The following is a 22,349-nucleotide window of genomic DNA, read 5'->3' on the forward strand; positions in this document are numbered from 1 at the left end:
ATCCGCAACGCTTCGAAACAAGCGCCTCCCGCAAGCTCCGGGCCCGACGGCCCAGTTGACCGGCGGCGCGGGCGGGGCGGCACAACCTACACAGGATCTTTACGGGTGGATGCGTGCGCGGTGGCACCGTGCCCCATCACCGACGAGGGGGAACAGCAGGTGAGCATGATGGCCTCCGTGCAAGCGGGCGCGACCGGCGGACCGGGCACCGGAGCCCCTTCCGGGGCGAGCACGGGGTTCGGCTTCTGCCGGGTCACCATCGTGGCGCCCGACAGCCGCATCGACGTGGCGCTGCCCGACGACGTGCCGGTCGCCGACCTGTATCCGGAGATCCTGCGCCTTTCCCAGCAGAGCCCCGACGAAGGCGCCCCGGTCGGCTATCACCTCGTACGCCGTGACGGGGCCGTCCTCGACAGCGCCCGATCCTTCGCGGCGCAGCGCATCCTCGACGGGGAACTGCTCACCCTGCGTCCGTTCTCCGAGTCGCTGCCGCCCGCCGTCTTCGACGACGTCTCCGAGGCGGTGGCCTCCGCCGTCACCAGCGACCGCTCCCTGTGGAACGGCGAGTTCACGCGTGCCGCCGGTCTCGTCGCAGGCGGCATCCTGCCCGCGCTGCTCGCGTTCGTTGCCTGGAGTTCCCAGATCCGGCACGACATGCACAGCCTCCAGGGCATCCTCGCCGCCGTCACCGGCATCCTGCTGGCGACCATCGCGTGCGTGCGTACGCGCGTGTACAACGACCGGGGCTCCGCGGGCGCCCTCGGCCTGGGCGCGCTGCCGAATGTCGCCGTGGCGGGCTCCGGGCTGCTGCCGCTCTCCGAAGGGCAGGGCATCGGGAAACTCCAGTTCCTGCTCGCCTGCGCGGCGGTCCTGATCGTCTCCGTCGTGCTCACTCTGGTGTCGCCCAGCGGTGACGGCCCCTTCGTGGCCTTCGTCTTCGCCTCCGCGATCGGACTGCTCACCACGTTCGTCGCGATCCTCGCGCACCTGAGGCCCATCGAGACGGCCGCCGTCTGCGCCCCGCTCTCCGTCTGCGCGCTCGCCTTCCTGCCGGGCCTGTCCATGCGCTTCGCGCGGCTGCCCATCGGCTTCGAACCGCCCAACCCCGCCCGCGGCGGCTACGACGCGGGCGAGCCGGCCGCCCAGGAGCCCGTCGACGCCGAACGGGTCGCGGCCCAGGCCCGCCGCGGCCACGAACTGCTCGTCGGCCTTGTCGGCGGCTGCGCGCTCGTCTCCGTCGGCGCGTCGATCGTCCTCGGCTTCTCCAGCAACGTGTGGGCGCAGCTCCTCGCCCTCGCGACCGGTGTCGCCATGCTGATGCGTGCCCATCTGTTCCGCTACACCGCACAGGTCGGCGCCACCTTGGCCGCGGGCCTCGCGGCTCTCGTCTTCCTCGGTCTCGGGCTCGCTCTGAACCCGCCGCAGGGGTACTGGCGCGATGCTCTTCTGGGCGACACCACGGCCCTCGACATCCGCAGCGTCTGGCTCGCGGCGGCGGTCGGCGCGGCCACCGCCCTGGTCACCGCCATCGGCCTGATCACTCCGCGGCGCGGCCTCGCCCCGTTCTGGGGGCGTTTCCTGGAAATCGCCGAGAGCTTCGTCCTGCTCACTTTGATCCCGCTGGCCCTGGCCGTTTTCGACGTGTACGGGCAGGCGCGGGCCATGACCAGCTGACGACGACCGGGCGGTGAGGGGGGGAGGGCGGCACGCACGGCGTGCCGCCCTCCCCCCCTCACCGCCCTCCGGTCACCCCGCGGCCAGCCCCCCGTTGTGCGGCGCCGGCTCCAGATCGAACTCCCCGTCCCGCGCACCCAGCACGAAGGCCCGCCACTCCGCCTCCGTGTAGCGCAGCACCGTGTCCGGGTCGAGCGAGGACCGCATGGCCACCGCACCCGCGGGCAGGTACGCGATCTCGACCCGCTCCTCGTGCTCCTCGGTGCCCGGCGCGCTGTGCCACTCGACGCCCGAGATGTCGAGGGCGTAGAGCTCGTCCTTCTCCCGCTCCTTGCGCGCCTTGACGTCGGCGTCCGTCTCCGTCGCGACGTCCGTGTCCACTGCGTCTGCTGCGTCCGCTGCCTCGGCCATGTTCAAGCGGCCCCTTCCCCACGTACGAATGACCTGTGCCGTCACCCTAGTGGCCAGGTCCGCGCCACCAGGAAGGTTCGGGGAGCCGGACAGACGCGTCCGGCCAGGCTGGTACGCTGTGTGACGGCCGTTTGTGTACGCGCCCCCTGAGCCCATGGCTCTGGAGGCCGCGCCCAGCGGATCCCCGCCTCCCGAGTAACGGAAGCTCCCCTGAGATGTGGACCAGGGGCACTCGGTGGCACACATGAGACTACGAGGAGTACGCGTGTCGCTCGACGCCGCTACGAAGAAGCAGATCATCAGCGAGTTCGGTACCAAGGAGGGCGACACCGGCTCCCCCGAGGTCCAGGTTGCCATGCTCTCGCGCCGCATCTCGGACCTGACCGAGCACCTCAAGACCCACAAGCACGACCACCACTCCCGTCGTGGTCTGCTGATCCTGGTCGGTCAGCGCCGCCGGCTGCTGCAGTACCTGGCCAAGAAGGACATCCAGCGCTTCCGTACGCTGGTCGACCGCCTGGGCATCCGCCGCGGTGCGGCGGGCGCCAAGTAAGACGCCGTGAAGGGAGCGGTTCCCACCTCTTGGGGGCCGCTCCTTTTGCTGTACATGCTGCTGCCGTACGTACTGCCGACGTACTGCTGTACGCACAGCCGTACGTCTCTGTACGTGCGGAGTGTCACTGACGCTTTGTACTGTGGTAGCACAACGCAATACGCAGGACACAAGACGTACGACACAGCGTGATGGCTCCGTACCCGCCGGGTAGGGACCGTCACGACAACGAACGAGGAGAAGCGCACCTCGCCGCCGCCGGTCCTCGGTAGTGGCCCCCGGGCGAAAGCGACCCCGGGTGCTTCGATCGAAGACCGGCCCGCACCAGACGGCGCGCCTCTCCGCCACCGTCCCCCTGCCACACGGGCAGGACGGGACGAAGACGAGGAGAAAACGCTAGTGGAGAACGAGACCCACTACGCCGAGGCCGTTATCGACAACGGTTCCTTCGGCACCCGCACCATCCGCTTCGAGACGGGCCGCCTCGCCAAGCAGGCCGGCGGCTCCGCCGTGGCGTACCTGGACGACGACACCATGGTGCTGTCGGCCACCAGCGCTTCCAAGAAGCCCAAGGACCAGCTCGACTTCTTCCCCCTCACGGTGGACGTCGAGGAGCGGATGTACGCCGCCGGCAAGATCCCCGGCAGCTTCTTCCGCCGCGAGGGCCGTCCCTCCGAGGACGCCGTCCTCACCTGTCGTCTGATCGACCGCCCGCTGCGCCCGTCCTTCAAGAAGGGCCTGCGCAACGAGATCCAGGTCGTCGCCACGATCATGGCCCTCAACCCCGACCACCTGTACGACGTCGTGGCGATCAACGCCGCCTCCGCGTCCACTCAGCTGGCCGGTCTGCCCTTCTCCGGCCCGGTCGGCGGCGTCCGCGTCGCGCTGATCAACGGCCAGTGGGTCGCGTTCCCGACGCACACCGAGCTCGAGGACGCCGTCTTCGACATGGTCGTCGCCGGTCGCGTCCTGGAGGACGGCGACGTCGCGATCATGATGGTCGAGGCCGAGGCCACCGACAAGACCATCCAGCTGGTCAAGGATGGCGCCGAGGCGCCGACCGAGGAGGTCGTCGCCTCCGGCCTCGACGCCGCGAAGCCCTTCATCAAGGTCCTGTGCAAGGCGCAGTCGGACCTCGCCGCGAAGGCCGCCAAGCCGACCGCCGAGTTCCCGATCTTCCTCGACTACGAGGACGACGTCCTCGAGGCCCTGACCGCCGCGGTCAAGAGCGAGCTCGCCCAGGCGCTCACCATCGCCGGCAAGCAGGACCGCGAGGCCGAGCTGGACCGCGTCAAGGAGATCGCCGCCGAGAAGCTGCTCCCGCAGTTCGAGGGCCGCGAGAAGGAGATCTCCGCCGCGTACCGCGCGCTGACCAAGAAGCTGGTCCGCGAGCGCGTCATCAAGGACAAGGTCCGCATCGACGGCCGCGGCGTCACGGACATCCGTACGCTCGCCGCCGAGGTCGAGGCCATCCCGCGCGTGCACGGCTCGGCGCTGTTCGAGCGTGGCGAGACCCAGATCCTGGGCGTCACCACCCTCAACATGCTCCGCATGGAGCAGCAGCTGGACACCCTTTCCCCGGTGACCCGCAAGCGCTACATGCACAACTACAACTTCCCGCCGTACTCCGTCGGTGAGACGGGCCGCGTGGGCTCCCCGAAGCGCCGCGAGATCGGCCACGGCGCGCTCGCCGAGCGCGCGATCGTGCCGGTCCTGCCGACCCGCGAGGAGTTCCCCTACGCGATCCGTCAGGTGTCCGAGGCGCTCGGCTCCAACGGCTCGACCTCCATGGGCTCGGTCTGCGCCTCCACCATGTCGCTGCTGAACGCCGGTGTGCCGCTGAAGGCCCCCGTCGCCGGTATCGCCATGGGTCTGATCTCCCAGGAGATCGACGGCCAGACGCACTACGTCGCCCTCACCGACATCCTCGGTGCGGAGGACGCCTTCGGCGACATGGACTTCAAGGTCGCCGGCACCAAGGAGTTCGTGACCGCCCTCCAGCTGGACACCAAGCTGGACGGCATCCCGGCCTCCGTCCTGGCCGCGGCCCTCAAGCAGGCCCGCGACGCCCGCCTCCACATCCTCGACGTGATGATGGAAGCGATCGACACGCCGGACGAGATGTCCCCGAACGCCCCGCGGATCATCACCGTCAAGATCCCCGTGGACAAGATCGGTGAGGTCATCGGCCCCAAGGGCAAGATGATCAACCAGATCCAGGAGGACACCGGCGCCGACATCACGATCGAGGACGACGGCACCATCTACATCGGTGCCGCCCAGGGCTCGCAGGCCGAGGCCGCCCGCGCCACGATCAACTCGATCGCCAACCCGACCATGCCGGAGGTCGGCGAGCGCTACCTGGGTACGGTCGTGAAGACGACCACCTTCGGTGCGTTCGTGTCGCTGCTCCCGGGCAAGGACGGTCTGCTGCACATCTCGCAGATCCGCAAGCTCGCCGGCGGCAAGCGCGTGGAGAACGTCGAGGACGTGCTCGGCGTGGGCGCCAAGGTCCAGGTCGAGATCGCCGAGATCGACTCCCGCGGCAAGCTCTCCCTCATCCCCGTGATCGAGGGCGAAGAGGGCGACGACGACAAGAAGGACGACACCGACCAGTGACGTCTCGTAGCTCCACGGCGACGGCCCGCACCTCCTCGGAGGCGCGGGCCGTCGCCCGTACCCAAACCCTCATCAAGGGCGAGAACGGCATCGGTACGGTCCGTAAGACCACCCTCCCCGGCGGCCTGCGCATCGTCACCGAGACCCTCCCCTCCGTACGCTCGGCCACCTTCGGGATCTGGGCGCACGTCGGCTCCCGCGACGAGACGCCGACGCTGAACGGCGCCACGCACTACCTGGAGCACCTGCTCTTCAAGGGCACATCCCGGCGCAGCGCGCTGGACATCTCCTCGGCGATCGACGCGGTCGGCGGCGAGATGAACGCGTTCACGGCCAAGGAGTACACGTGCTACTACGCACGCGTGCTCGACACCGACCTCCCGCTCGCCATCGACGTTGTGTGCGACATGCTCACCGGCTCGCTGATCGAGCAGGGCGACGTGGACGCCGAGCGCGGTGTGATCCTCGAAGAGATCGCGATGACCGAGGACGACCCGGGCGACTGCGTGCACGACCTGTTCGCGCACACCATGCTCGGCGACACTCCCCTCGGCCGCCCGGTCCTCGGCACGGTGGACACGGTCAACGCCCTCAGCGCCGACCGCATCCGCCGCTTCTACAAGAAGCACTACGACCCGAAGCACCTCGTGGTCGCCTGCGCGGGCAACGTCGACCACAACAAGGTCGTACGCCAGGTCCGCGCCGCCTTCGAGAAGGCCGGCGCCCTCAAGGAGAGCGCCGCCGAGCCGATCGCCCCGCGCGACGGCCGCCGCGCCATCCGCACCGCGGGCCGCGTCGAGCTCCTCGGCCGCAAGACCGAGCAGGCCCACGTCGTCCTCGGCATGCCGGGCCTGGCCCGCACCGACGAGCGCCGCTGGGCCCTGGGCGTCCTGAACACCGCCCTCGGCGGCGGCATGTCCTCCCGCCTCTTCCAGGAGGTCCGCGAGAAGCGCGGCCTGGCCTACAGCGTGTACTCGTACACCTCGGGCTTCGCCGACTGCGGCCTCTTCGGCGTGTACGCGGGCTGCAGGCCGAGCCAGGTCCACGACGTGCTCAAGATCTGCCGCGACGAGCTCGACCATGTCGCCGAGCACGGCCTCTCGGACGACGAGATCGGCCGCGCCATCGGCCAGCTCCAGGGCTCCACCGTCCTCGGCCTGGAGGACACCGGCGCGCTGATGAACCGTATCGGCAAGAGTGAGCTGTGCTGGGGCGAGCAGATGTCCGTCGACGACATGCTGATCCGGATAGCGTCGGTCACCCCGGACGAGGTCCGTTCGGTCGCCCAGGACATCCTGGGACAGCGTCCCTCGCTGTCGGTCATCGGCCCGCTCAAGGACAAGCAGGCGTCCCGTTTGAACGAAGCGGTCGCATAAGTCCTCGACTGGTCGCGTACGTCCTCGACAGTCCCGACTAAGGAAGCAAGAACATGAGCAAGCTGCGCGTGGCGGTCCTCGGTGCCAAGGGCCGGATCGGAGCCGAGGCGGTACGAGCCGTCGAGGCCGCCGAGGACATGGAGCTGGTGGCCGCGCTGGGCCGGGGCGACAAGCTGGAGGCACTGGTCGACGCGGGCGCCGAGGCCGTGGTCGAGCTGACCACGCCGGCCTCGGTGATGGGCAACCTCGACTTCTGCGTCCGGCACGGCATCCACGCGGTGGTCGGCACGACGGGCTGGACCGAGGAGCGCCTCGCGCAGCTCAACACCTCACTGGCCGCGTCCCCGGAGACGGGCGTGCTCATCGCGCCCAACTTCTCCATCGGGGCCGTACTGACCATGAAGTTCGCCGAGGTCGCCGCGCCGTACTTCGAGTCCGTCGAGGTCATCGAGCTGCACCACCCGAACAAGGTGGACGCACCCAGCGGCACCGCCACGCGCACCGCTCAGCTCATCGCCGCGGCCCGGGAGCGCGCGGGCAGCGCCCCGCAGCCCGACGCCACGGTCACGGCCCTGGACGGCGCCCGCGGCGCGAACGTCGACGGCGTCCCGGTGCACTCGGTCCGCCTGCGCGGCCTGCTCGCCCACCAGGAAGTCCTGCTCGGCGGCGAGGGCGAGACCCTCACCATCCGCCACGACTCCCTCCACCACAGCAGCTTCATGCCGGGCATCCTGCTCGGCGTCCGCCGCGTGGTGACCACCCCGGGTCTCACCTTCGGCCTGGAACACTTCCTGGACCTCGGCTGAGCCGAGGGACGGACAACAGATAGCCGGCAGACATGCGCGCGAAGATCACCTATGCCGTCACGGCCGCCGTCCTGGTCGTCTATTTCGTCCTGGTCGGCAGCCGTGGCGTGCTGCTCATCCAGAACGGCACCCTGATCACCGTCACCTTCGGCGTCGCGGTGCTGATTCTGCCGGTCATCGGCATCTGGTTCCTCTGGAAGAACACCCAGTTCGTCCGGAAGGCCAACCGGCTCGCCGCCGAGCTCGACGCCGAGGGCGGACTGCCCGTCGACGAGTTGAAGCGCACCCCGGGCGGACGTATCGACCGTGACTCGGCCGACGAGGTCTTCGCCAAGCGCAAGGCCGAGACCGAGGACGCGCCGGACGACTGGCGCAGCTGGTTCCGCCTCGCGGTCGCCTACCACGACGCCCGCGACACCCCGCGCGCCCGCAAGGCGATGCAGCGGGCGATCGCCCTGCACGAGGGCAGGCCTCCCGCGTCGGCGTGATAGCCACCGACCGATACGGCGAAGGGGCCGGCCCGCGCAGAGCGGACCGGCCCCTTCGTGTTCGTGCTGAAACTGTGCGCGTCAGCCCTGTCGGTACTCGTCGGCCCACACCTCGACGGCGTCCGCCGCCCGGTCGAAGGCCTCCGTACGCGCCAGGAAGTCGGCGTTGTGCGAGGTGAGCAGCGGCGGCGGGGCGTCCGCCGCACGACCCTTGCGTACGAGGACCAGCGCCTGCCCCTGCACGGTGCGCGGCAGCCCGAGCCAGCGCACCGGCTGCTGGACCGTGCGCACGGCGACAACCTGCCCCCAGGGCGCCGTACGCGTATGGAAGAACCCGACACGGCGCAGCCCCCGCGCGCTCACCCAGACGCCGACGCGCAGCAGCCGCAGCGCGCACAGTATGACGAGCAGGGCCCCGAGCAGGCAGACGAGGGCGGCGGACCGGTTCCCGGCGAGCGCGGTGATCACTGCGGCGACGAGGACGTACGAGGCGAGCAGCAGGACGAGCGCGGCGAGCGCCACCCGACACGGCCCGGGCCGGTAGGGGCGCCGCCAGCGGACGCGATCGTCGAAGGGCAGGGCGAGATCGTCCGCCACCTCGTCAAAAGCACGGTCCGCCGTCAGGAAGGGCAGGGGCACGACTGATCCTCACTCAATCCACCATGGGCTATGCCCGGTGAGGCTATCGAGCCCGGTCCCTGCTCACCACCCTTGGGGGGCCATGGGGGTGCCCCACGCCATGTGGCCAGTGGGAGAGTCAGCGGCCGTTGGACGCTTCGGAATGCTGCGTGGTCGCGGACGACTGATCCAGCGACAGGGACGGCATCCCGAGGATCAGCCCGCCCACGAGCCCGGCGACGATGGTGAGCCCCATGAGCCACCGGCCGAATATTTCACCGGCCGACGAACGTCGACGGGGCGGGGGAGCGACATTGCTGCGGAACTTGTCGGCTTCGGCGATGAAGGCGAACGGTACGGGCTCGCGCCGACGGAACATGGGGGTTGCTTCTCCTCTGGAGACTCGAACGGATCACTGTCATCAATACAGACGAGCGAGTGCCCCAAGAGGTGCCCGGAATCACCGAATTCGCAGAAGTTCGTCGACGAATGTCGCGGCACGGTACCGAACGCCCCGTTGTCAGTGACGGGCCGTAGAGTGGGCGCCGCCCGAGAGATGTGATGGGAAGGACCCTCCGCACCGTGACCGACACCCCCGCCGACGACCTCAAGCCCAGCTTCCGCAGCGATGTCACCGTCGAGCTGGTCAAGCACACCGCGTCCGACTCGGACGTGCTGTTCGCCGCCCGCGTCTCGACCGTCGGTGAGCAGTCCCTCGACGAGCTGCAGAAGGACCCGGAGCGCTCCAAGGGCCTGCTGAACTACCTGATGCGGGACCGGCACGGCAGCCCCTTCGAGCACAACTCGATGACCTTCTTCATCAGCGCCCCGATCTTCGTCTTCCGCGAGTTCATGCGGCACCGCGTGGGCTGGTCGTACAACGAGGAGTCGGGCAGGTACAGGGAGCTCCAGCCGGTCTTCTACGTCCCGGACGAGTCCCGCAAGCTGGTCCAGGAGGGCCGCCCCGGCAAGTACGTCTTCGTCGAGGGCACCCAGGCGCAGCAGGAGCTCACGGGCCGAGTGATGGAGGACTCGTACCGACAGGCGTACGAGGCGTACCAGGAGATGCTCGCCGCCGGCGTCGCCCGCGAGGTGGCGCGCGCCGTCCTCCCGGTCGGTCTCTTCTCCTCCATGTACGCCACCTGCAACGCACGCTCCCTGATGCACTTCCTCGGCCTGCGCACCCAGCACGAGCTCGCGAGGGTTCCGTCCTTCCCGCAGCGGGAGATCGAGATGGTCGGCGAGAAGATGGAGGCGGAGTGGGCGAAGCTCATGCCGCTCACGTACGCCGCCTTCAACGCCAACGGTCGGGTGGCGCCGTAACGCGCTCCCGCGCGCCGTCCGGCACTGATGTACGGGTCAACCGAGCGAGGTGTCCGTATTGCGGCATTTCGAGAAGTTCATCTAGCCTGATCAAACGGACCCGGCACTGCTTGAACCCCCGAGCAGGCAGTGCCGGGCTCCGCATTTGTCGCGCTTTGTCGTGTCCCCCGAGGGCAGACCCCGCCCTGAGCAGCGAGTAGCGTGTTACCCATGGCTCCGACCTCCACTCCGCAGACCCCCTTCGGGCGGGTCCTCACCGCCATGGTCACGCCCTTCACGGCGGACGGCGTACTCGACCTCGACGGCGCTCAGCGGCTCGCCACCCACCTGGTGGACGCAGGCAACGACGGCCTGATCGTGAACGGCACCACGGGCGAGTCACCGACCACCAGCGACGCGGAGAAATCGGATCTCGTACGAGCCGTACTCGAGGCGGTCGGCGACCGCGCCCACATCGTCGCGGGCGTCGGCACGAACGACACCCACCACAGCATCGAGCTGGCCCGCGCCGCCGAGAAGGCCGGCGCGCACGGCCTGCTGACCGTCACGCCGTACTACAACAAGCCCCCGCAGGAGGGCCTGTACCGGCATTTCTCGGCCATCGCCGACGCGACCGCACTGCCGGTGATGCTGTACGACATCCCCGGCCGCAGCGGCGTACCGATCAGCACCGAGACGATCGTGCGCCTCGCCGCGCACCCCCGCATCGTCGCGAACAAGGACGCCAAGGGAGACCTCGGCCGGGCCAGCTGGGCCATCGCCCGCTCCGGCCTCGCCTGGTACTCCGGCGACGACATGCTGAACCTGCCGCTGCTCTCTGTGGGCGCGGTCGGCTTCGTCTCCGTCGTCGGCCACCTCGTCACCCCGGAGCTGCGCGCCATGCTCGACGCGTATGTCGCCGGTGACGTCCAGAAGGCCACCGAGATCCACCAGAAGCTGCTCCCGGTCTTCACCGGCATGTTCCGCACCCAGGGCGTCATGACGACCAAGGCGGCGCTCGCGCTCCAGGGCCTGCCCGCCGGACCGCTGCGCGCCCCGATGGTCGAACTGTCGCCCGAGGAAACCGCCCAGCTCAAGATCGATCTTGCCGCCGGCGGGGTACAGCTCTGACAACGGACTTCACAACTGAATAAGCACGACAACGCAGGCCACGAGCCTGCACCCACACGGACAACTGCTACTGCACGAACGTCATGCGCGCCACGTGCCTTGCCAGGTACGTGGCGCGTGTGGTGAGGAGAGTCTTTTGAGTCATCCGCATCCTGAACTCGGCCCGCCGCCCAAGCTCCCCCAGGGGGGCCTGCGGGTCACCCCGCTCGGCGGCCTCGGTGAAATCGGCCGGAACATGACGGTCTTCGAGTACGGCGGCCGCCTTCTGATCGTCGACTGCGGAGTGCTCTTCCCCGAGGAGGAGCAGCCCGGAATCGACCTGATCCTGCCGGACTTCACGTCCATCAGGGACCGCCTCGACGACGTCGAGGGCATCGTCCTCACGCACGGCCACGAGGACCACATCGGCGGCGTCCCCTACCTCCTGCGTGAGAAGCCGGACATCCCGCTGATCGGCTCCAAGCTGACCCTCGCCCTCATCGAGGCGAAGCTCCAGGAGCACCGCATCCGCCCCTACACGCTCGAAGTCGCGGAGGGCCAGCGCGAGCGCATCGGCCCCTTCGACTGCGAGTTCGTGGCGGTCAACCACTCCATCCCGGACGCCCTCGCGGTCGCCATCCGCACCCCCGCGGGCATGGCGGTCCACACCGGCGACTTCAAGATGGACCAGCTCCCGCTGGACGGCCGGCTCACCGATCTACACGCGTTCGCACGCCTGAGCGAGGAGGGCATCGACCTTCTTCTCTCCGACTCCACGAACGCCGAGGTCCCGGGCTTCGTCCCGCCCGAGCGCGATATCTCGAACGTGCTGCGCCAGGTCTTCGCGGGCGCCAGCAAGCGGATCATCGTGGCGAGCTTCGCCAGCCATGTGCACCGCATCCAGCAGATCCTGGACGCGGCCCACGAGTACGGCCGCCGGGTCGCCTTCGTCGGCCGCTCGATGGTCCGCAACATGGGCATCGCACGGGATCTGGGCTATCTGAAGGTCCCGCCGGGCCTGGTCGTGGACGTCAAGACGCTGGACGACCTCCCGGACCACGAGATCGTCCTCGTCTGCACGGGCTCCCAGGGCGAACCGATGGCCGCCCTTTCCCGGATGGCGAACCGGGACCACCAGATCCGGATCGTCCAGGGCGACACCGTGATCCTGGCGTCGTCCCTGATCCCCGGCAACGAGAACGCGGTCTACCGCGTCATCAACGGCCTGACCCGCTGGGGCGCCAACGTCGTCCACAAGGGCAACGCCAAGGTGCACGTCTCCGGCCACGCCTCCGCCGGCGAGCTTCTGTACTTCTACAACATCTGCAAGCCGCGGAACCTGATGCCGGTCCACGGCGAATGGCGGCACCTGCGCGCCAACGCCGAGCTGGGCGCCCTCACCAACATCCCGCACGACCGCATCGTCATCGCCGAGGACGGCGTCGTCGTCGACCTCGTCGGGGGTAAGGCCAAGATCTCCGGCAAGGTCCAGGCGGGTTATGTGTACGTCGACGGCCTCTCGGTCGGCGATGTGGGCGAGCCCGCGCTCAAGGACCGCAAGATCCTCGGTGACGAGGGCATCATCTCGGTCTTCGTGGTGGTGGACTCCAGCACGGGCAAGATCACCGGCGGACCGCACGTCCACGCACGAGGCTCCGGTATCGAGGACTCCGCCTTCGGGGATGTCATCCCGAAGATCACGGAGGTTCTGGAGCGCTCGGCCCAGGACGGCGTGGTCGAGCCCCACCAGCTGCAGCAACTCATCCGCCGCACGCTGGGCAAGTGGGTCTCCGACAACTACCGCCGGCGCCCGATGATCCTCCCGGTCGTCGTCGAGGTCTGACCCCTCGCACGCGCCAACTCCGGAGCGGGGCGCCCCGATTTGCATCGGGGCGCCCCGCTCCACTATGTTTACGGCTCCACCTGAACGGGAACCCGGCACCACCGTGTGCCAGGAACCACCCCGGACGGGATGGAAATTCCGACTCAGAATCTCTGATAAAGTCGGAGCCGCCGGAAAGGGAAACGCGAAAGCGGGAACCTGGAAAGCACCGAGGAAATCGGATCGCGAAACGGTCTGATAGAGTCGGAAACGCAAGATCGAAGGGAAGCGCCCGGAGGAAAGCCTGAGAGAGTCTCTCGGGTGAGTACAAAGGAAGCGTCCGTTCCTTGAGAACTCAACAGCGTGCCAAAAATCAACGCCAGATATGTTGATACCCCGTCTCCGGCCGATCGGCTGGGACGAGGTTCCTTTGAAAAAGTCCTGCCGGGCACTGCCTGGCAGGCGCACAGCGAGGACGCTGTGAACCGGGGGGATTATTCCTCCCCTTGGTTCCGCTCTCGTGGTGTCGTCCCCGCAGTCTTTAATTAGACGCAGTCGGGAAAACATTCACGGAGAGTTTGATCCTGGCTCAGGACGAACGCTGGCGGCGTGCTTAACACATGCAAGTCGAACGATGAAGCCCTTCGGGGTGGATTAGTGGCGAACGGGTGAGTAACACGTGGGCAATCTGCCCTTCACTCTGGGACAAGCCCTGGAAACGGGGTCTAATACCGGATAATACCTGCCTGGGCATCTGGGTGGGTTAAAAGCTCCGGCGGTGAAGGATGAGCCCGCGGCCTATCAGCTTGTTGGTGAGGTAGTGGCTCACCAAGGCGACGACGGGTAGCCGGCCTGAGAGGGCGACCGGCCACACTGGGACTGAGACACGGCCCAGACTCCTACGGGAGGCAGCAGTGGGGAATATTGCACAATGGGCGAAAGCCTGATGCAGCGACGCCGCGTGAGGGATGACGGCCTTCGGGTTGTAAACCTCTTTCAGCAGGGAAGAAGCGAGAGTGACGGTACCTGCAGAAGAAGCGCCGGCTAACTACGTGCCAGCAGCCGCGGTAATACGTAGGGCGCAAGCGTTGTCCGGAATTATTGGGCGTAAAGAGCTCGTAGGCGGCTTGTCACGTCGGGTGTGAAAGCCCGGGGCTTAACCCCGGGTCTGCATTCGATACGGGCTAGCTAGAGTGTGGTAGGGGAGATCGGAATTCCTGGTGTAGCGGTGAAATGCGCAGATATCAGGAGGAACACCGGTGGCGAAGGCGGATCTCTGGGCCATTACTGACGCTGAGGAGCGAAAGCGTGGGGAGCGAACAGGATTAGATACCCTGGTAGTCCACGCCGTAAACGGTGGGAACTAGGTGTTGGCGACATTCCACGTCGTCGGTGCCGCAGCTAACGCATTAAGTTCCCCGCCTGGGGAGTACGGCCGCAAGGCTAAAACTCAAAGGAATTGACGGGGGCCCGCACAAGCAGCGGAGCATGTGGCTTAATTCGACGCAACGCGAAGAACCTTACCAAGGCTTGACATACACCGGAAACGGCCAGAGATGGTCGCCCCCTTGTGGTCGGTGTACAGGTGGTGCATGGCTGTCGTCAGCTCGTGTCGTGAGATGTTGGGTTAAGTCCCGCAACGAGCGCAACCCTTGTTCTGTGTTGCCAGCATGCCCTTCGGGGTGATGGGGACTCACAGGAGACTGCCGGGGTCAACTCGGAGGAAGGTGGGGACGACGTCAAGTCATCATGCCCCTTATGTCTTGGGCTGCACACGTGCTACAATGGCAGGTACAATGAGCTGCGAAGCCGTGAGGCGGAGCGAATCTCAAAAAGCCTGTCTCAGTTCGGATTGGGGTCTGCAACTCGACCCCATGAAGTCGGAGTTGCTAGTAATCGCAGATCAGCATTGCTGCGGTGAATACGTTCCCGGGCCTTGTACACACCGCCCGTCACGTCACGAAAGTCGGTAACACCCGAAGCCGGTGGCCCAACCCCTTGTGGGAGGGAGCTGTCGAAGGTGGGACTGGCGATTGGGACGAAGTCGTAACAAGGTAGCCGTACCGGAAGGTGCGGCTGGATCACCTCCTTTCTAAGGAGCATCTAGGCTGCCAGGCTTGCCTGGTGGTCCAGGGCCATTACGTCGGCAAACGTTCGACGGTGGTTGCTCATGGGTGGAACGTTGATTATTCGGCATCGTCAGTCATCTCGGGCTGTTAGTACTGCTCTTCGGAGTGTGGAACGCTGATCATGAGTGGCGAGGGTGTCGGGCACGCTGTTGGGTGTCTGAAGGTACGGCCGATTTTGGCTGCCTTCAGTGCCGGCCCCAGTGAACTCCGGTGGTAACCGGGGGTGATGGGTGGTTGGTCGTTGTTTGAGAACTGCACAGTGGACGCGAGCATCTGTGGCCAAGTTTTTAAGGGCGCACGGTGGATGCCTTGGCACCAGGAACCGATGAAGGACGTGGGAGGCCACGATAGTCCCCGGGGAGTCGTCAACCAGGCTTTGATCCGGGGGTTTCCGAATGGGGAAACCCGGCAGTCGTCATGGGCTGTCACCCTTGCCTGAACACATAGGGCAAGTGGAGGGAACGCGGGGAAGTGAAACATCTCAGTACCCGCAGGAAGAGAAAACAACCGTGATTCCGGGAGTAGTGGCGAGCGAAACTGGATGAGGCCAAACCATATGCGTGTGAGACCCGGCAGGGGTTGCGTATGTGGGGTTGTGGGATTTCTCTTTCACGGTCTGCCGGCCGTGAGACGAGTCAGAAACCGTTGATGTAGGCGAAGGACATGCGAAAGGTCCGGCGTAGAGGGTAAGACCCCCGTAGTCGAAACGTCAACGGCTCGTTTGAGAAACACCCAAGTAGCACGGGGCCCGAGAAATCCCGTGTGAATCTGGCGGGACCACCCGCTAAGCCTAAATATTCCCTGGTGACCGATAGCGGATAGTACCGTGAGGGAATGGTGAAAAGTACCGCGGGAGCGGAGTGAAATAGTACCTGAAACCGTGTGCCTACAAGCCGTGGGAGCGTCGGACATCAAGCTTGCTTGGTGTCTCGTGACTGCGTGCCTTTTGAAGAATGAGCCTGCGAGTTTGCGGTGTGTTGCGAGGTTAACCCGTGTGGGGAAGCCGTAGCGAAAGCGAGTCCGAATAGGGCGGTTTAGTAGCGCGCTCAAGACCCGAAGCGGAGTGATCTAGCCATGGGCAGGTTGAAGCGGCTGTAAGAGGTCGTGGAGGACCGAACCCACCAGGGTTGAAAACCTGGGGGATGACCTGTGGTTAGGGGTGAAAGGCCAATCAAACTCCGTGATAGCTGGTTCTCCCCGAAATGCATTTAGGTGCAGCGTCGTGTGTTTCTTGCCGGAGGTAGAGCACTGGATAGGCGATGGGCCCTACCGGGTTACTGACCTTAGCCAAACTCCGAATGCCGGTAAGTGAGAGCGCGGCAGTGAGACTGTGGGGGATAAGCTCCATGGTCGAGAGGGAAACAGCCCAGAGCATCGACTAAGGCCCCTAAGCGTACGCTAAGTGGGAAAGGATGTGGAGTCGCAGAGACAACCAGGAGGTTGGCTTAGAAGCAGCCACCCTTGAAAGAGTGCGTAATAGCTCACTGGTCTAGTGATTCCGCGCCGACAATGTAGCGGGGCTCAAGCGTACCGCCGAAGTCGTGTCATTGCAGCTATAGGGCCAACGCCTGCTGTGATGGGTAGGGGAGCGTCGTGTGCCGGGTGAAGCCGCGCCGGAAGGCAGTGGTGGACGGTTCACGAGTGAGAATGCAGGCATGAGTAGCGATACACACGTGAGAAACGTGTGCGCCGATTGACTAAGGGTTCCTGGGTCAAGCTGATCTGCCCAGGGTAAGTCGGGACCTAAGGCGAGGCCGACAGGCGTAGTCGATGGATAACCGGTTGATATTCCGGTACCCGCTGTGAAGCGTCAAACATTGAACCAGGCGATGCTAAGTCCGTGAAGCCGTCCCGGAGCCTTCGGGCAAAGGGGAGTGGTGGAGCCGACGGACCAGACCTGTAGTAGGTGAGTGATGGGGTGACGCAGGAAGGTAGTCCATCCCGGGCGGTGGTTGTCCCGGGGTAAGGGTGTAGGCCGTGCGATAGGCAAATCCGTCGCACATCAAGGCTGAGACCTGATGCCGAGCCGATTGTGGTGAAGTGGATGATCCTATGCTGTCGAGAAAAGCCTCTAGCGAGTTTCATGGCGGCCCGTACCCTAAACCGACTCAGGTGGTCAGGTAGAGAATACCGAGGCGTTCGGGTGAACTATGGTTAAGGAACTCGGCAAAATGCCCCCGTAACTTCGGGAGAAGGGGGGCCATCACCGGTGATGAGTCTTGCACTCTGAGCTGGGGGTGGCCGCAGAGACCAGCGAGAAGCGACTGTTTACTAAAAACACAGGTCCGTGCGAAGCCGTAAGGCGATGTATACGGACTGACGCCTGCCCGGTGCTGGAACGTTAAGGGGACCGGTTAGTCACTCTTCGGGGTGGCGAAGCTGAGAACTTAAGCGCCAGTAAACGGCGGTGGTAACTATAACCATCCTAAGGTAGCGAAATTCCTTGTCGGGTAAGTTCCGACCTGCACGAATGGCGTAACGACTTCTCGACTGTCTCAACCATAGGCCCGGTGAAATTGCACTACGAGTAAAGATGCTCGTTTCGCGCAGCAGGACGGAAAGACCCCGGGACCTTTACTACAGTTTGATATTGGTGTTCGGTTCGGCTTGTGTAGGATAGGTGGGAGACTTTGAAGCGGCAGCGCCAGCTGTTGTGGAGTCGTCGTTGAAATACCACTCTGGTCGTGCTGGATGTCTAACCTGGGTCCGTGATCCGGATCAGGGACAGTGTCTGATGGGTAGTTTAACTGGGGCGGTTGCCTCCTAAAGAGTAACGGAGGCGCCCAAAGGTTCCCTCAGCCTGGTTGGTAATCAGGTGTTGAGTGTAAGTGCACAAGGGAGCTTGACTGTGAGACCGACGGGTCGAGCAGGGACGAAAGTCGGGACTAGTGATCCGGCGGTGGCTTGTGGAAGCGCCGTCGCTCAACGGATAAAAGGTACCCCGGGGATAACAGGCTGATCTTCCCCAAGAGTCCATATCGACGGGATGGTTTGGCACCTCGATGTCGGCTCGTCGCATCCTGGGGCTGGAGTCGGTCCCAAGGGTTGGGCTGTTCGCCCATTAAAGCGGTACGCGAGCTGGGTTTAGAACGTCGTGAGACAGTTCGGTCCCTATCCGCTGTGCGCGTAGGAATATTGAGAAGGGCTGTCCCTAGTACGAGAGGACCGGGACGGACGAACCTCTGGTGTGCCAGTTGTCCTGCCAAGGGCATGGCTGGTTGGCTACGTTCGGGAGGGATAACCGCTGAAAGCATCTAAGCGGGAAGCCTGCTTCGAGATGAGTATTCCCACCCCCTTGAGGGGTTAAGGCTCCCAGTAGACGACTGGGTTGATAGGCCAGATCTGGAAGGCGGGTAACCGCTGGAGGTGACTGGTACTAATAGGCCGAGGGCTTGTCCTCAGTTGCTCGCGTCCACTGTGTTGGTTCTGAAACCACGAACAACCCCATGCCCTGGGCCACTGGGTATGGTGCGGTAGTTACAGTTTCATAGTGTTTCGGTGGTCATAGCGTGAGGGAAACGCCCGGTTACATTCCGAACCCGGAAGCTAAGCCTCACAGCGCCGATGGTACTGCAGGGGGGACCCTGTGGGAGAGTAGGACGCCGCCGAACTCATATTATAAGAGCTGGTCTCCGAACTTCGGTTCGGGGACCAGCTCTTTTTTGTTGTCCGTCACTTTGCGTTCACTTTGCGCGACAAGCATCCGCGGCATGGGTACTGCTGCAATGCTCAGGGCTGCCGGCGTCGGAGCCGGTGACGAGGTCGTCGTGTCGGCGTTCGGCAACGTCGAAGTCGCGGAGGCCGTGACCCAGGCCGGTGCGACGGCCGTCTTCGCCGACATAGATCCGCTGACGTACTGCCTCGACGCCGGCGCGGTCGAGGCGGTCTTGACTCCGAGCTCGGCGGCCGTCGTCGTCGTACACCGCTTCGGTCGGTCGGCCGACATGGTGCCGCTGCGGGATGTCGGGCAGCGGCACGGGCTCCTGGTGCTGGAACTGGGCGAGTCCGAGGCGCCGTACGACGAGATTGCGCAGCGCCGGGAGCGGGCCGCCTATCTGGACGGGCGGTTGAGCGGGGTGCGCATACCGGACGGCGGTGACGGGCACACGTACCAGCAGTACGTCGTGCGCGTGCCGGGCAATGGGCGTCCCGACCGGGACGCCTTCGCGCGGGCTGTACGGGCCAAGGGAGTTGAGTGCCGGGTGCCGGTGAAGACGCCTGTGCACCGGCTGCCCGGATTCCGTCGGGACGTGCACCTCCCGGAGACGGAGCGGGCCGCCGACGAGACCCTCGCACTGCCCGTGGACGCGTCGTTGACGAAGCGGGAGATGCAGCGGATCGTCTCCGCGTGCAATGCGCTGGGCGGCCTGCTGCAGCCGGCCTTCTGACCCGACCGGACTTCACGAGGCCCCAACGGGACTGATTAGGTGCACGCTTCTGTTCGGGGTATGCTCTATTCCGTTGCCGGGAGGGAAACCTCGAAAAGGCGACTGGCCCCCCTAGCTCAGTCGGCAGAGCGTCTCCATGGTAAGGAGAAGGTCAACGGTTCGATTCCGTTGGGGGGCTCCAGCAAGAAAAGGCCTCCGCCCGCAAGGGCGGGGGCCTTTCGCTTACCCCGAAGCGGTATCTCAGTCCCTCTGCAGACCCGGCACCCGCATCGCCAGAATCGCCATGTCGTCGGACGGGGCGTCGGAGGCGAAGCGTTCGACCGCGCGCATGATGCGGGCCGCGACCGCGCCCGCTGTCAGGCCCGTGCAGGTGGTGAGGACGTCCGTGAGGCCGTCGTCGCCCAACATGCGGGTGCCCTCGCGCCGTTCGGTGACTCCGTCCGTCACACACAGCAGGACGTCGCCCGGATCCAGCGTCAGCGTCTGCTCGTACAGCTCCAGATCCTCCAGCACGCCGAGGAGTGGCTGCGGTTCGGCAGCCGGTTCCACCGTGCCGTCCTGGCGCAGGCGGAGGGGCAGCGGGTGACCGGCGCAGACCACCGTCAGATGCGCGCCGCCGTCCTCCTGCGGCCGCAACTCGCCGTACAGGAGCGTGAGGAAGCGGCCGCGGGTGCCCTCGTCGAGGATCGCGGAGTTCAGGCGGTCCAGGACCTCCGGGCCGCTCAGGCCCTCTCGGGCCAGCAGGCGCAGGGCATGGCGGGCCAGGCCCGTGACCGCCGCCGCGTTCGGGCCCGTGCCGCAGACGTCACCGATGGCGAAGCCGTACACGCCGTCGCGGATCTGGAACAGGTCGTAGAAGTCGCCCCCGACCTCGTTGCCCTCGCCGGCCGCGCGGTAGATGACCTCGACCTCGACGCCCTCGATGTCGGGGAGTTCCGGGGGCAGCAGGCTGCGCTGGAGGGACTGGCTGATGGCCGTGCGCTCCGAGTAGAGGCGGGCGTTGTCGAGGGCCAGGGCGGCCCTGCGGGACAAGTCCTCGGCCAGTTCCAGGATTTCCTGGCGGAAGTGTTCGTCCGAGGGCTTGCCCAGGGTCAGCATGCCGATGACGCGATTGCGGGCCACCAGGGGCAGGACGACGGTCTCGCCGCCGACCGCCGCGGCCGTCGCCAGGGTCGTACCGATGCCGGAGGTCACCGACGCGGGCGTACCGAGGCCCAGGCTGCGCATGGAGGTGCGCAGGGCCGCCTGGTGGGCCGCTTCGCCGGGGGCCGCCCAGACGCGGGCGCCCGGGGTGGGCACCGGGTCCGGCGGGGCGATCTTCGAGAGCAGGGCCTTGAGGCCGTCGATGCGTTCCTCGTCCTCGTGCAGGACGTACGAGAGGTACGGGTCCGAGGCCTGGTCGGCGATCGTGTAGACGGCGCACCAGGTGGCCAGGGTCGGAACCGTCATCTGGGCCATGAGGGCCAGGGTCTGGTCGCGGTCCAGGGTGCCGGCGAGGAGGTCTGATGCCTCGACGAGGAAGCTCAGTGAGCCGCGACGCAGGCGCTCCAGCTCGCCCAGGCGGGCCGATTCCACCGCCAGCGCGATGCGGTCGGCGGCGAACTGGAGGCGCAGGGCCTCCTCGTTGGAGTATCGGGCGGGTGCCTCGGCCGCGACGCCCAGGGAGCCGGTGAGACGGCCCTCGACCTTCAGCGGAACCGTGACGACCGAGCGCATTCCGGTGCCCCCCAGCAGTGGCACGGCACCGGGGACGACCGTCAGGTCCTCGTGGACGGCGGGCATGCGGGCCGAGCCGTAGCGGCCGGGGCCCGCCTCGACGGGGACGCGGGCGAAGCGTTGACGGGCGGAGGGGAGGCCCGTCGAGGCTCGTACCTCCAACTCTGTTTCGTCGTCGGTCGCGAGGAGTAGGAAAGCGGAGTCGCCGTCGAGCATGTCGCGGGCGCGCTCCACCGTGCGCTGGAGGAGGCCGTCGAGGTCGTCGGGGGCAGGGGAGCCGATGAAGACCTCGAAGGGGTCCGTGGCCTGGCCCTCGGAGCTGGTGGTCGTGTCGGTGGCCGTTGCGCGGAGCGGGGTCTGCAGGACGGCGCGTTCGTGGTTGTGTACGAGGAGGCAGACCGTGGAGGGTTCGCCGCCCGTGTCGCGGACTCGGAGGTGGGAGGCGTAGACGGGGGTCACGCGGCCGCTCGCGGCACGGATGCCGTAACTGCCCTCCCAGCGCGAGAGTTGGAGGGCTTCGGCGATGCCGGTGCTGGTTCCCGGGGTGTGCGGCCAGGCCGCGAGGTCGGTGAGGGGCTTGCCGATGACCAGCTCGGAGGCGTAGCCGAAGAGGTCCTCGGCGTCCTCGTTCCAGGCGGAGATGGCGCCGACGCGGTCGATCTGGACCACCGCGACGCGGACGCGCCCGTCGGCGAGCGGGAGGAGGTCCGCGGGGAGCGAGGGGCCCGCTGCGCGGGTGCCCACCGGGCGCTCGGGGAGGTCGAGCTGGAACCAGACCTGCTTGTAGGTGGGGGAGTACTCGACCCCCCAGCGGCCGGCCAGGGCCGCGCACAACTGGAGGCCGCGGCCGCCCTCGCGGTCGGGACTGCCCATGTTCACAGCCGTCGCCTGGAGTGGAATCTCACGTTCCGGGTAGCGGTCCGCCACCTCGATGCGTACGCCGTCGTCGCTGCGCAGACACAGGACGTCCGCGGAGGTGCCCGCATGTACGACAGCATTGGTGACCAGTTCGCTGGTCAGGACCACCGCGTCGTCGACGATGTCGGCGAAGCCCCAGCCCTGGAGAGTGTCGCGGACGAAGGATCTGGCGGTCGCGACCGATCGCCCGACGGGATCGAAGCTGGCGGCCGCGCGCGCGGTGATCACAGGACTCCTTGTCCGGTTGTCGGCGTGCGGGGCTCTTGGGCCGACCCGCTCCTGCAGGGGCCGTACCTGGTTCCCCGTCGGCCGAGGATCCTGGGGCGGTCCCCCAGGATGCAGTCCGGTGGTCATGGTGCGGTGCCCCTCCGATGCCTGCCCGCTCGTACTCGTGCCACCGCCCAGGCCGGACGGACCGG

Annotated in this window: 14 protein-coding genes, 1 tRNA gene and 3 rRNA genes; 14 read left to right on the top strand and 4 right to left on the bottom strand. The window is 66.5% G+C overall.

The genetic code is table 11. The features are described 5' to 3' along the window. Window positions 1–165 precede the first annotated feature (165 nt). Window positions 166–1,674, top strand: a complete 1,509-nt coding sequence (gene eccD / locus OG747_RS32255; protein WP_405885794.1) for a type VII secretion integral membrane protein EccD — start codon at window positions 166–168, stop codon at window positions 1,672–1,674. A gap of 72 nt (window positions 1,675–1,746) precedes the next feature. Here the strand turns inward: eccD and OG747_RS32260 are convergent, their stop codons facing one another. Continuing rightward, a complete protein-coding gene (locus OG747_RS32260; RefSeq protein WP_405882889.1) occupies window positions 1,747–2,085 on the bottom strand; it encodes a DUF397 domain-containing protein in 339 nt (112 codons plus the stop codon). Between the two features lie 265 nt (window positions 2,086–2,350). Here OG747_RS32260 and rpsO point away from each other — a divergent pair, with 265 nt between their 5' ends. The 5 genes from rpsO to OG747_RS32285 all read left to right on the top strand — a co-directional run bounded on the left by rpsO (window position 2,351) and on the right by OG747_RS32285 (window position 7,927). Then, window positions 2,351–2,638 (top strand): 30S ribosomal protein S15, encoded by a 288-nt coding sequence (rpsO, locus tag OG747_RS32265; RefSeq protein ID WP_033529274.1) that lies wholly within the window; start codon window positions 2,351–2,353, stop codon window positions 2,636–2,638. A 399-nt stretch (window positions 2,639–3,037) separates the two neighbouring features. Next, a complete protein-coding gene (locus tag OG747_RS32270; RefSeq protein ID WP_405882890.1) occupies window positions 3,038–5,257 on the top strand; it encodes a polyribonucleotide nucleotidyltransferase in 2,220 nt (739 codons plus the stop codon). Continuing rightward, window positions 5,254–6,633 carry a M16 family metallopeptidase gene (locus OG747_RS32275; RefSeq protein WP_405882891.1) on the top strand — a complete coding sequence of 460 codons (1,380 nt, stop codon included), beginning with the start codon at window positions 5,254–5,256 and terminating at the stop codon, window positions 6,631–6,633. Before OG747_RS32270 ends, OG747_RS32275 begins: the two co-directional genes overlap by 4 nt. 53 nt (window positions 6,634–6,686) lie before the next feature. Then, the gene (gene dapB, locus OG747_RS32280) at window positions 6,687–7,439 is read left to right on the top strand and encodes a 4-hydroxy-tetrahydrodipicolinate reductase (RefSeq protein WP_405882892.1); all 753 of its coding nucleotides are present in this window, start codon (window positions 6,687–6,689) and stop codon (window positions 7,437–7,439) included. Between the two features lie 32 nt (window positions 7,440–7,471). Continuing rightward, window positions 7,472–7,927: a hypothetical protein gene (locus OG747_RS32285; protein ID WP_405882893.1), complete on the top strand. Its 456-nt coding sequence runs from the start codon at window positions 7,472–7,474 to the stop codon at window positions 7,925–7,927. An 81-nt stretch (window positions 7,928–8,008) separates the two neighbouring features. Here the strand turns inward: OG747_RS32285 and OG747_RS32290 are convergent, their stop codons facing one another. Both OG747_RS32290 and OG747_RS32295 read right to left on the bottom strand, forming a co-directional pair. After that, complete coding sequence (locus tag OG747_RS32290; RefSeq protein WP_405882894.1) at window positions 8,009–8,566, bottom strand: hypothetical protein; 558 nt, start codon at window positions 8,564–8,566, stop codon at window positions 8,009–8,011. A gap of 118 nt (window positions 8,567–8,684) precedes the next feature. Then, entirely contained in the window at window positions 8,685–8,924 is a 240-nt protein-coding gene (locus OG747_RS32295) for a hypothetical protein (RefSeq protein ID WP_405882895.1), read from the bottom strand. Between the two features lie 203 nt (window positions 8,925–9,127). On the opposite strand from OG747_RS32295, the gene thyX reads away from it, so the two are divergent. The 8 genes from thyX to OG747_RS32335 all read left to right on the top strand — a co-directional run bounded on the left by thyX (window position 9,128) and on the right by OG747_RS32335 (window position 19,477). Further along, window positions 9,128–9,868, top strand: coding sequence for an FAD-dependent thymidylate synthase (thyX, locus tag OG747_RS32300; RefSeq protein ID WP_405882896.1), 741 nt, complete (start codon window positions 9,128–9,130; stop codon window positions 9,866–9,868). 210 nt (window positions 9,869–10,078) lie between these two features. After that, window positions 10,079–10,978 carry a 4-hydroxy-tetrahydrodipicolinate synthase gene (dapA, locus tag OG747_RS32305; RefSeq protein WP_405882897.1) on the top strand — a complete coding sequence of 300 codons (900 nt, stop codon included), beginning with the start codon at window positions 10,079–10,081 and terminating at the stop codon, window positions 10,976–10,978. 136 nt (window positions 10,979–11,114) lie between these two features. Continuing rightward, window positions 11,115–12,800 (top strand): ribonuclease J, encoded by a 1,686-nt coding sequence (locus tag OG747_RS32310; RefSeq protein ID WP_405882898.1) that lies wholly within the window; start codon window positions 11,115–11,117, stop codon window positions 12,798–12,800. Between the two features lie 545 nt (window positions 12,801–13,345). Then, a 16S ribosomal RNA gene (locus OG747_RS32315) occupies window positions 13,346–14,871 on the top strand. A 314-nt stretch (window positions 14,872–15,185) separates the two neighbouring features. Further along, a 23S ribosomal RNA gene (locus OG747_RS32320) occupies window positions 15,186–18,308 on the top strand. Between the two features lie 94 nt (window positions 18,309–18,402). Then, a 5S ribosomal RNA gene (rrf, locus tag OG747_RS32325) occupies window positions 18,403–18,519 on the top strand. Together the 16S, 23S and 5S rRNA genes form the textbook arrangement of a ribosomal RNA operon. A gap of 114 nt (window positions 18,520–18,633) precedes the next feature. Beyond that, on the top strand, window positions 18,634–19,296 hold the full coding sequence (locus OG747_RS32330; protein ID WP_405885796.1) for a DegT/DnrJ/EryC1/StrS family aminotransferase: 663 nt from the start codon (window positions 18,634–18,636) through the stop codon (window positions 19,294–19,296). A gap of 105 nt (window positions 19,297–19,401) precedes the next feature. Further along, a tRNA-Thr gene (locus tag OG747_RS32335) sits at window positions 19,402–19,477 on the top strand. A 59-nt stretch (window positions 19,478–19,536) separates the two neighbouring features. Here OG747_RS32335 and OG747_RS32340 read toward each other — a convergent pair. Then, window positions 19,537–22,284 carry a SpoIIE family protein phosphatase gene (locus OG747_RS32340; RefSeq protein WP_405885798.1) on the bottom strand — a complete coding sequence of 916 codons (2,748 nt, stop codon included), beginning with the start codon at window positions 22,282–22,284 and terminating at the stop codon, window positions 19,537–19,539. Between the last annotated feature and the right edge of the window lie 65 nt (window positions 22,285–22,349).

Source organism: Streptomyces sp. NBC_01384, assembly GCF_045040035.1.
Taxonomy (GTDB): Bacteria; Actinomycetota; Actinomycetes; order Streptomycetales; family Streptomycetaceae; genus Streptomyces.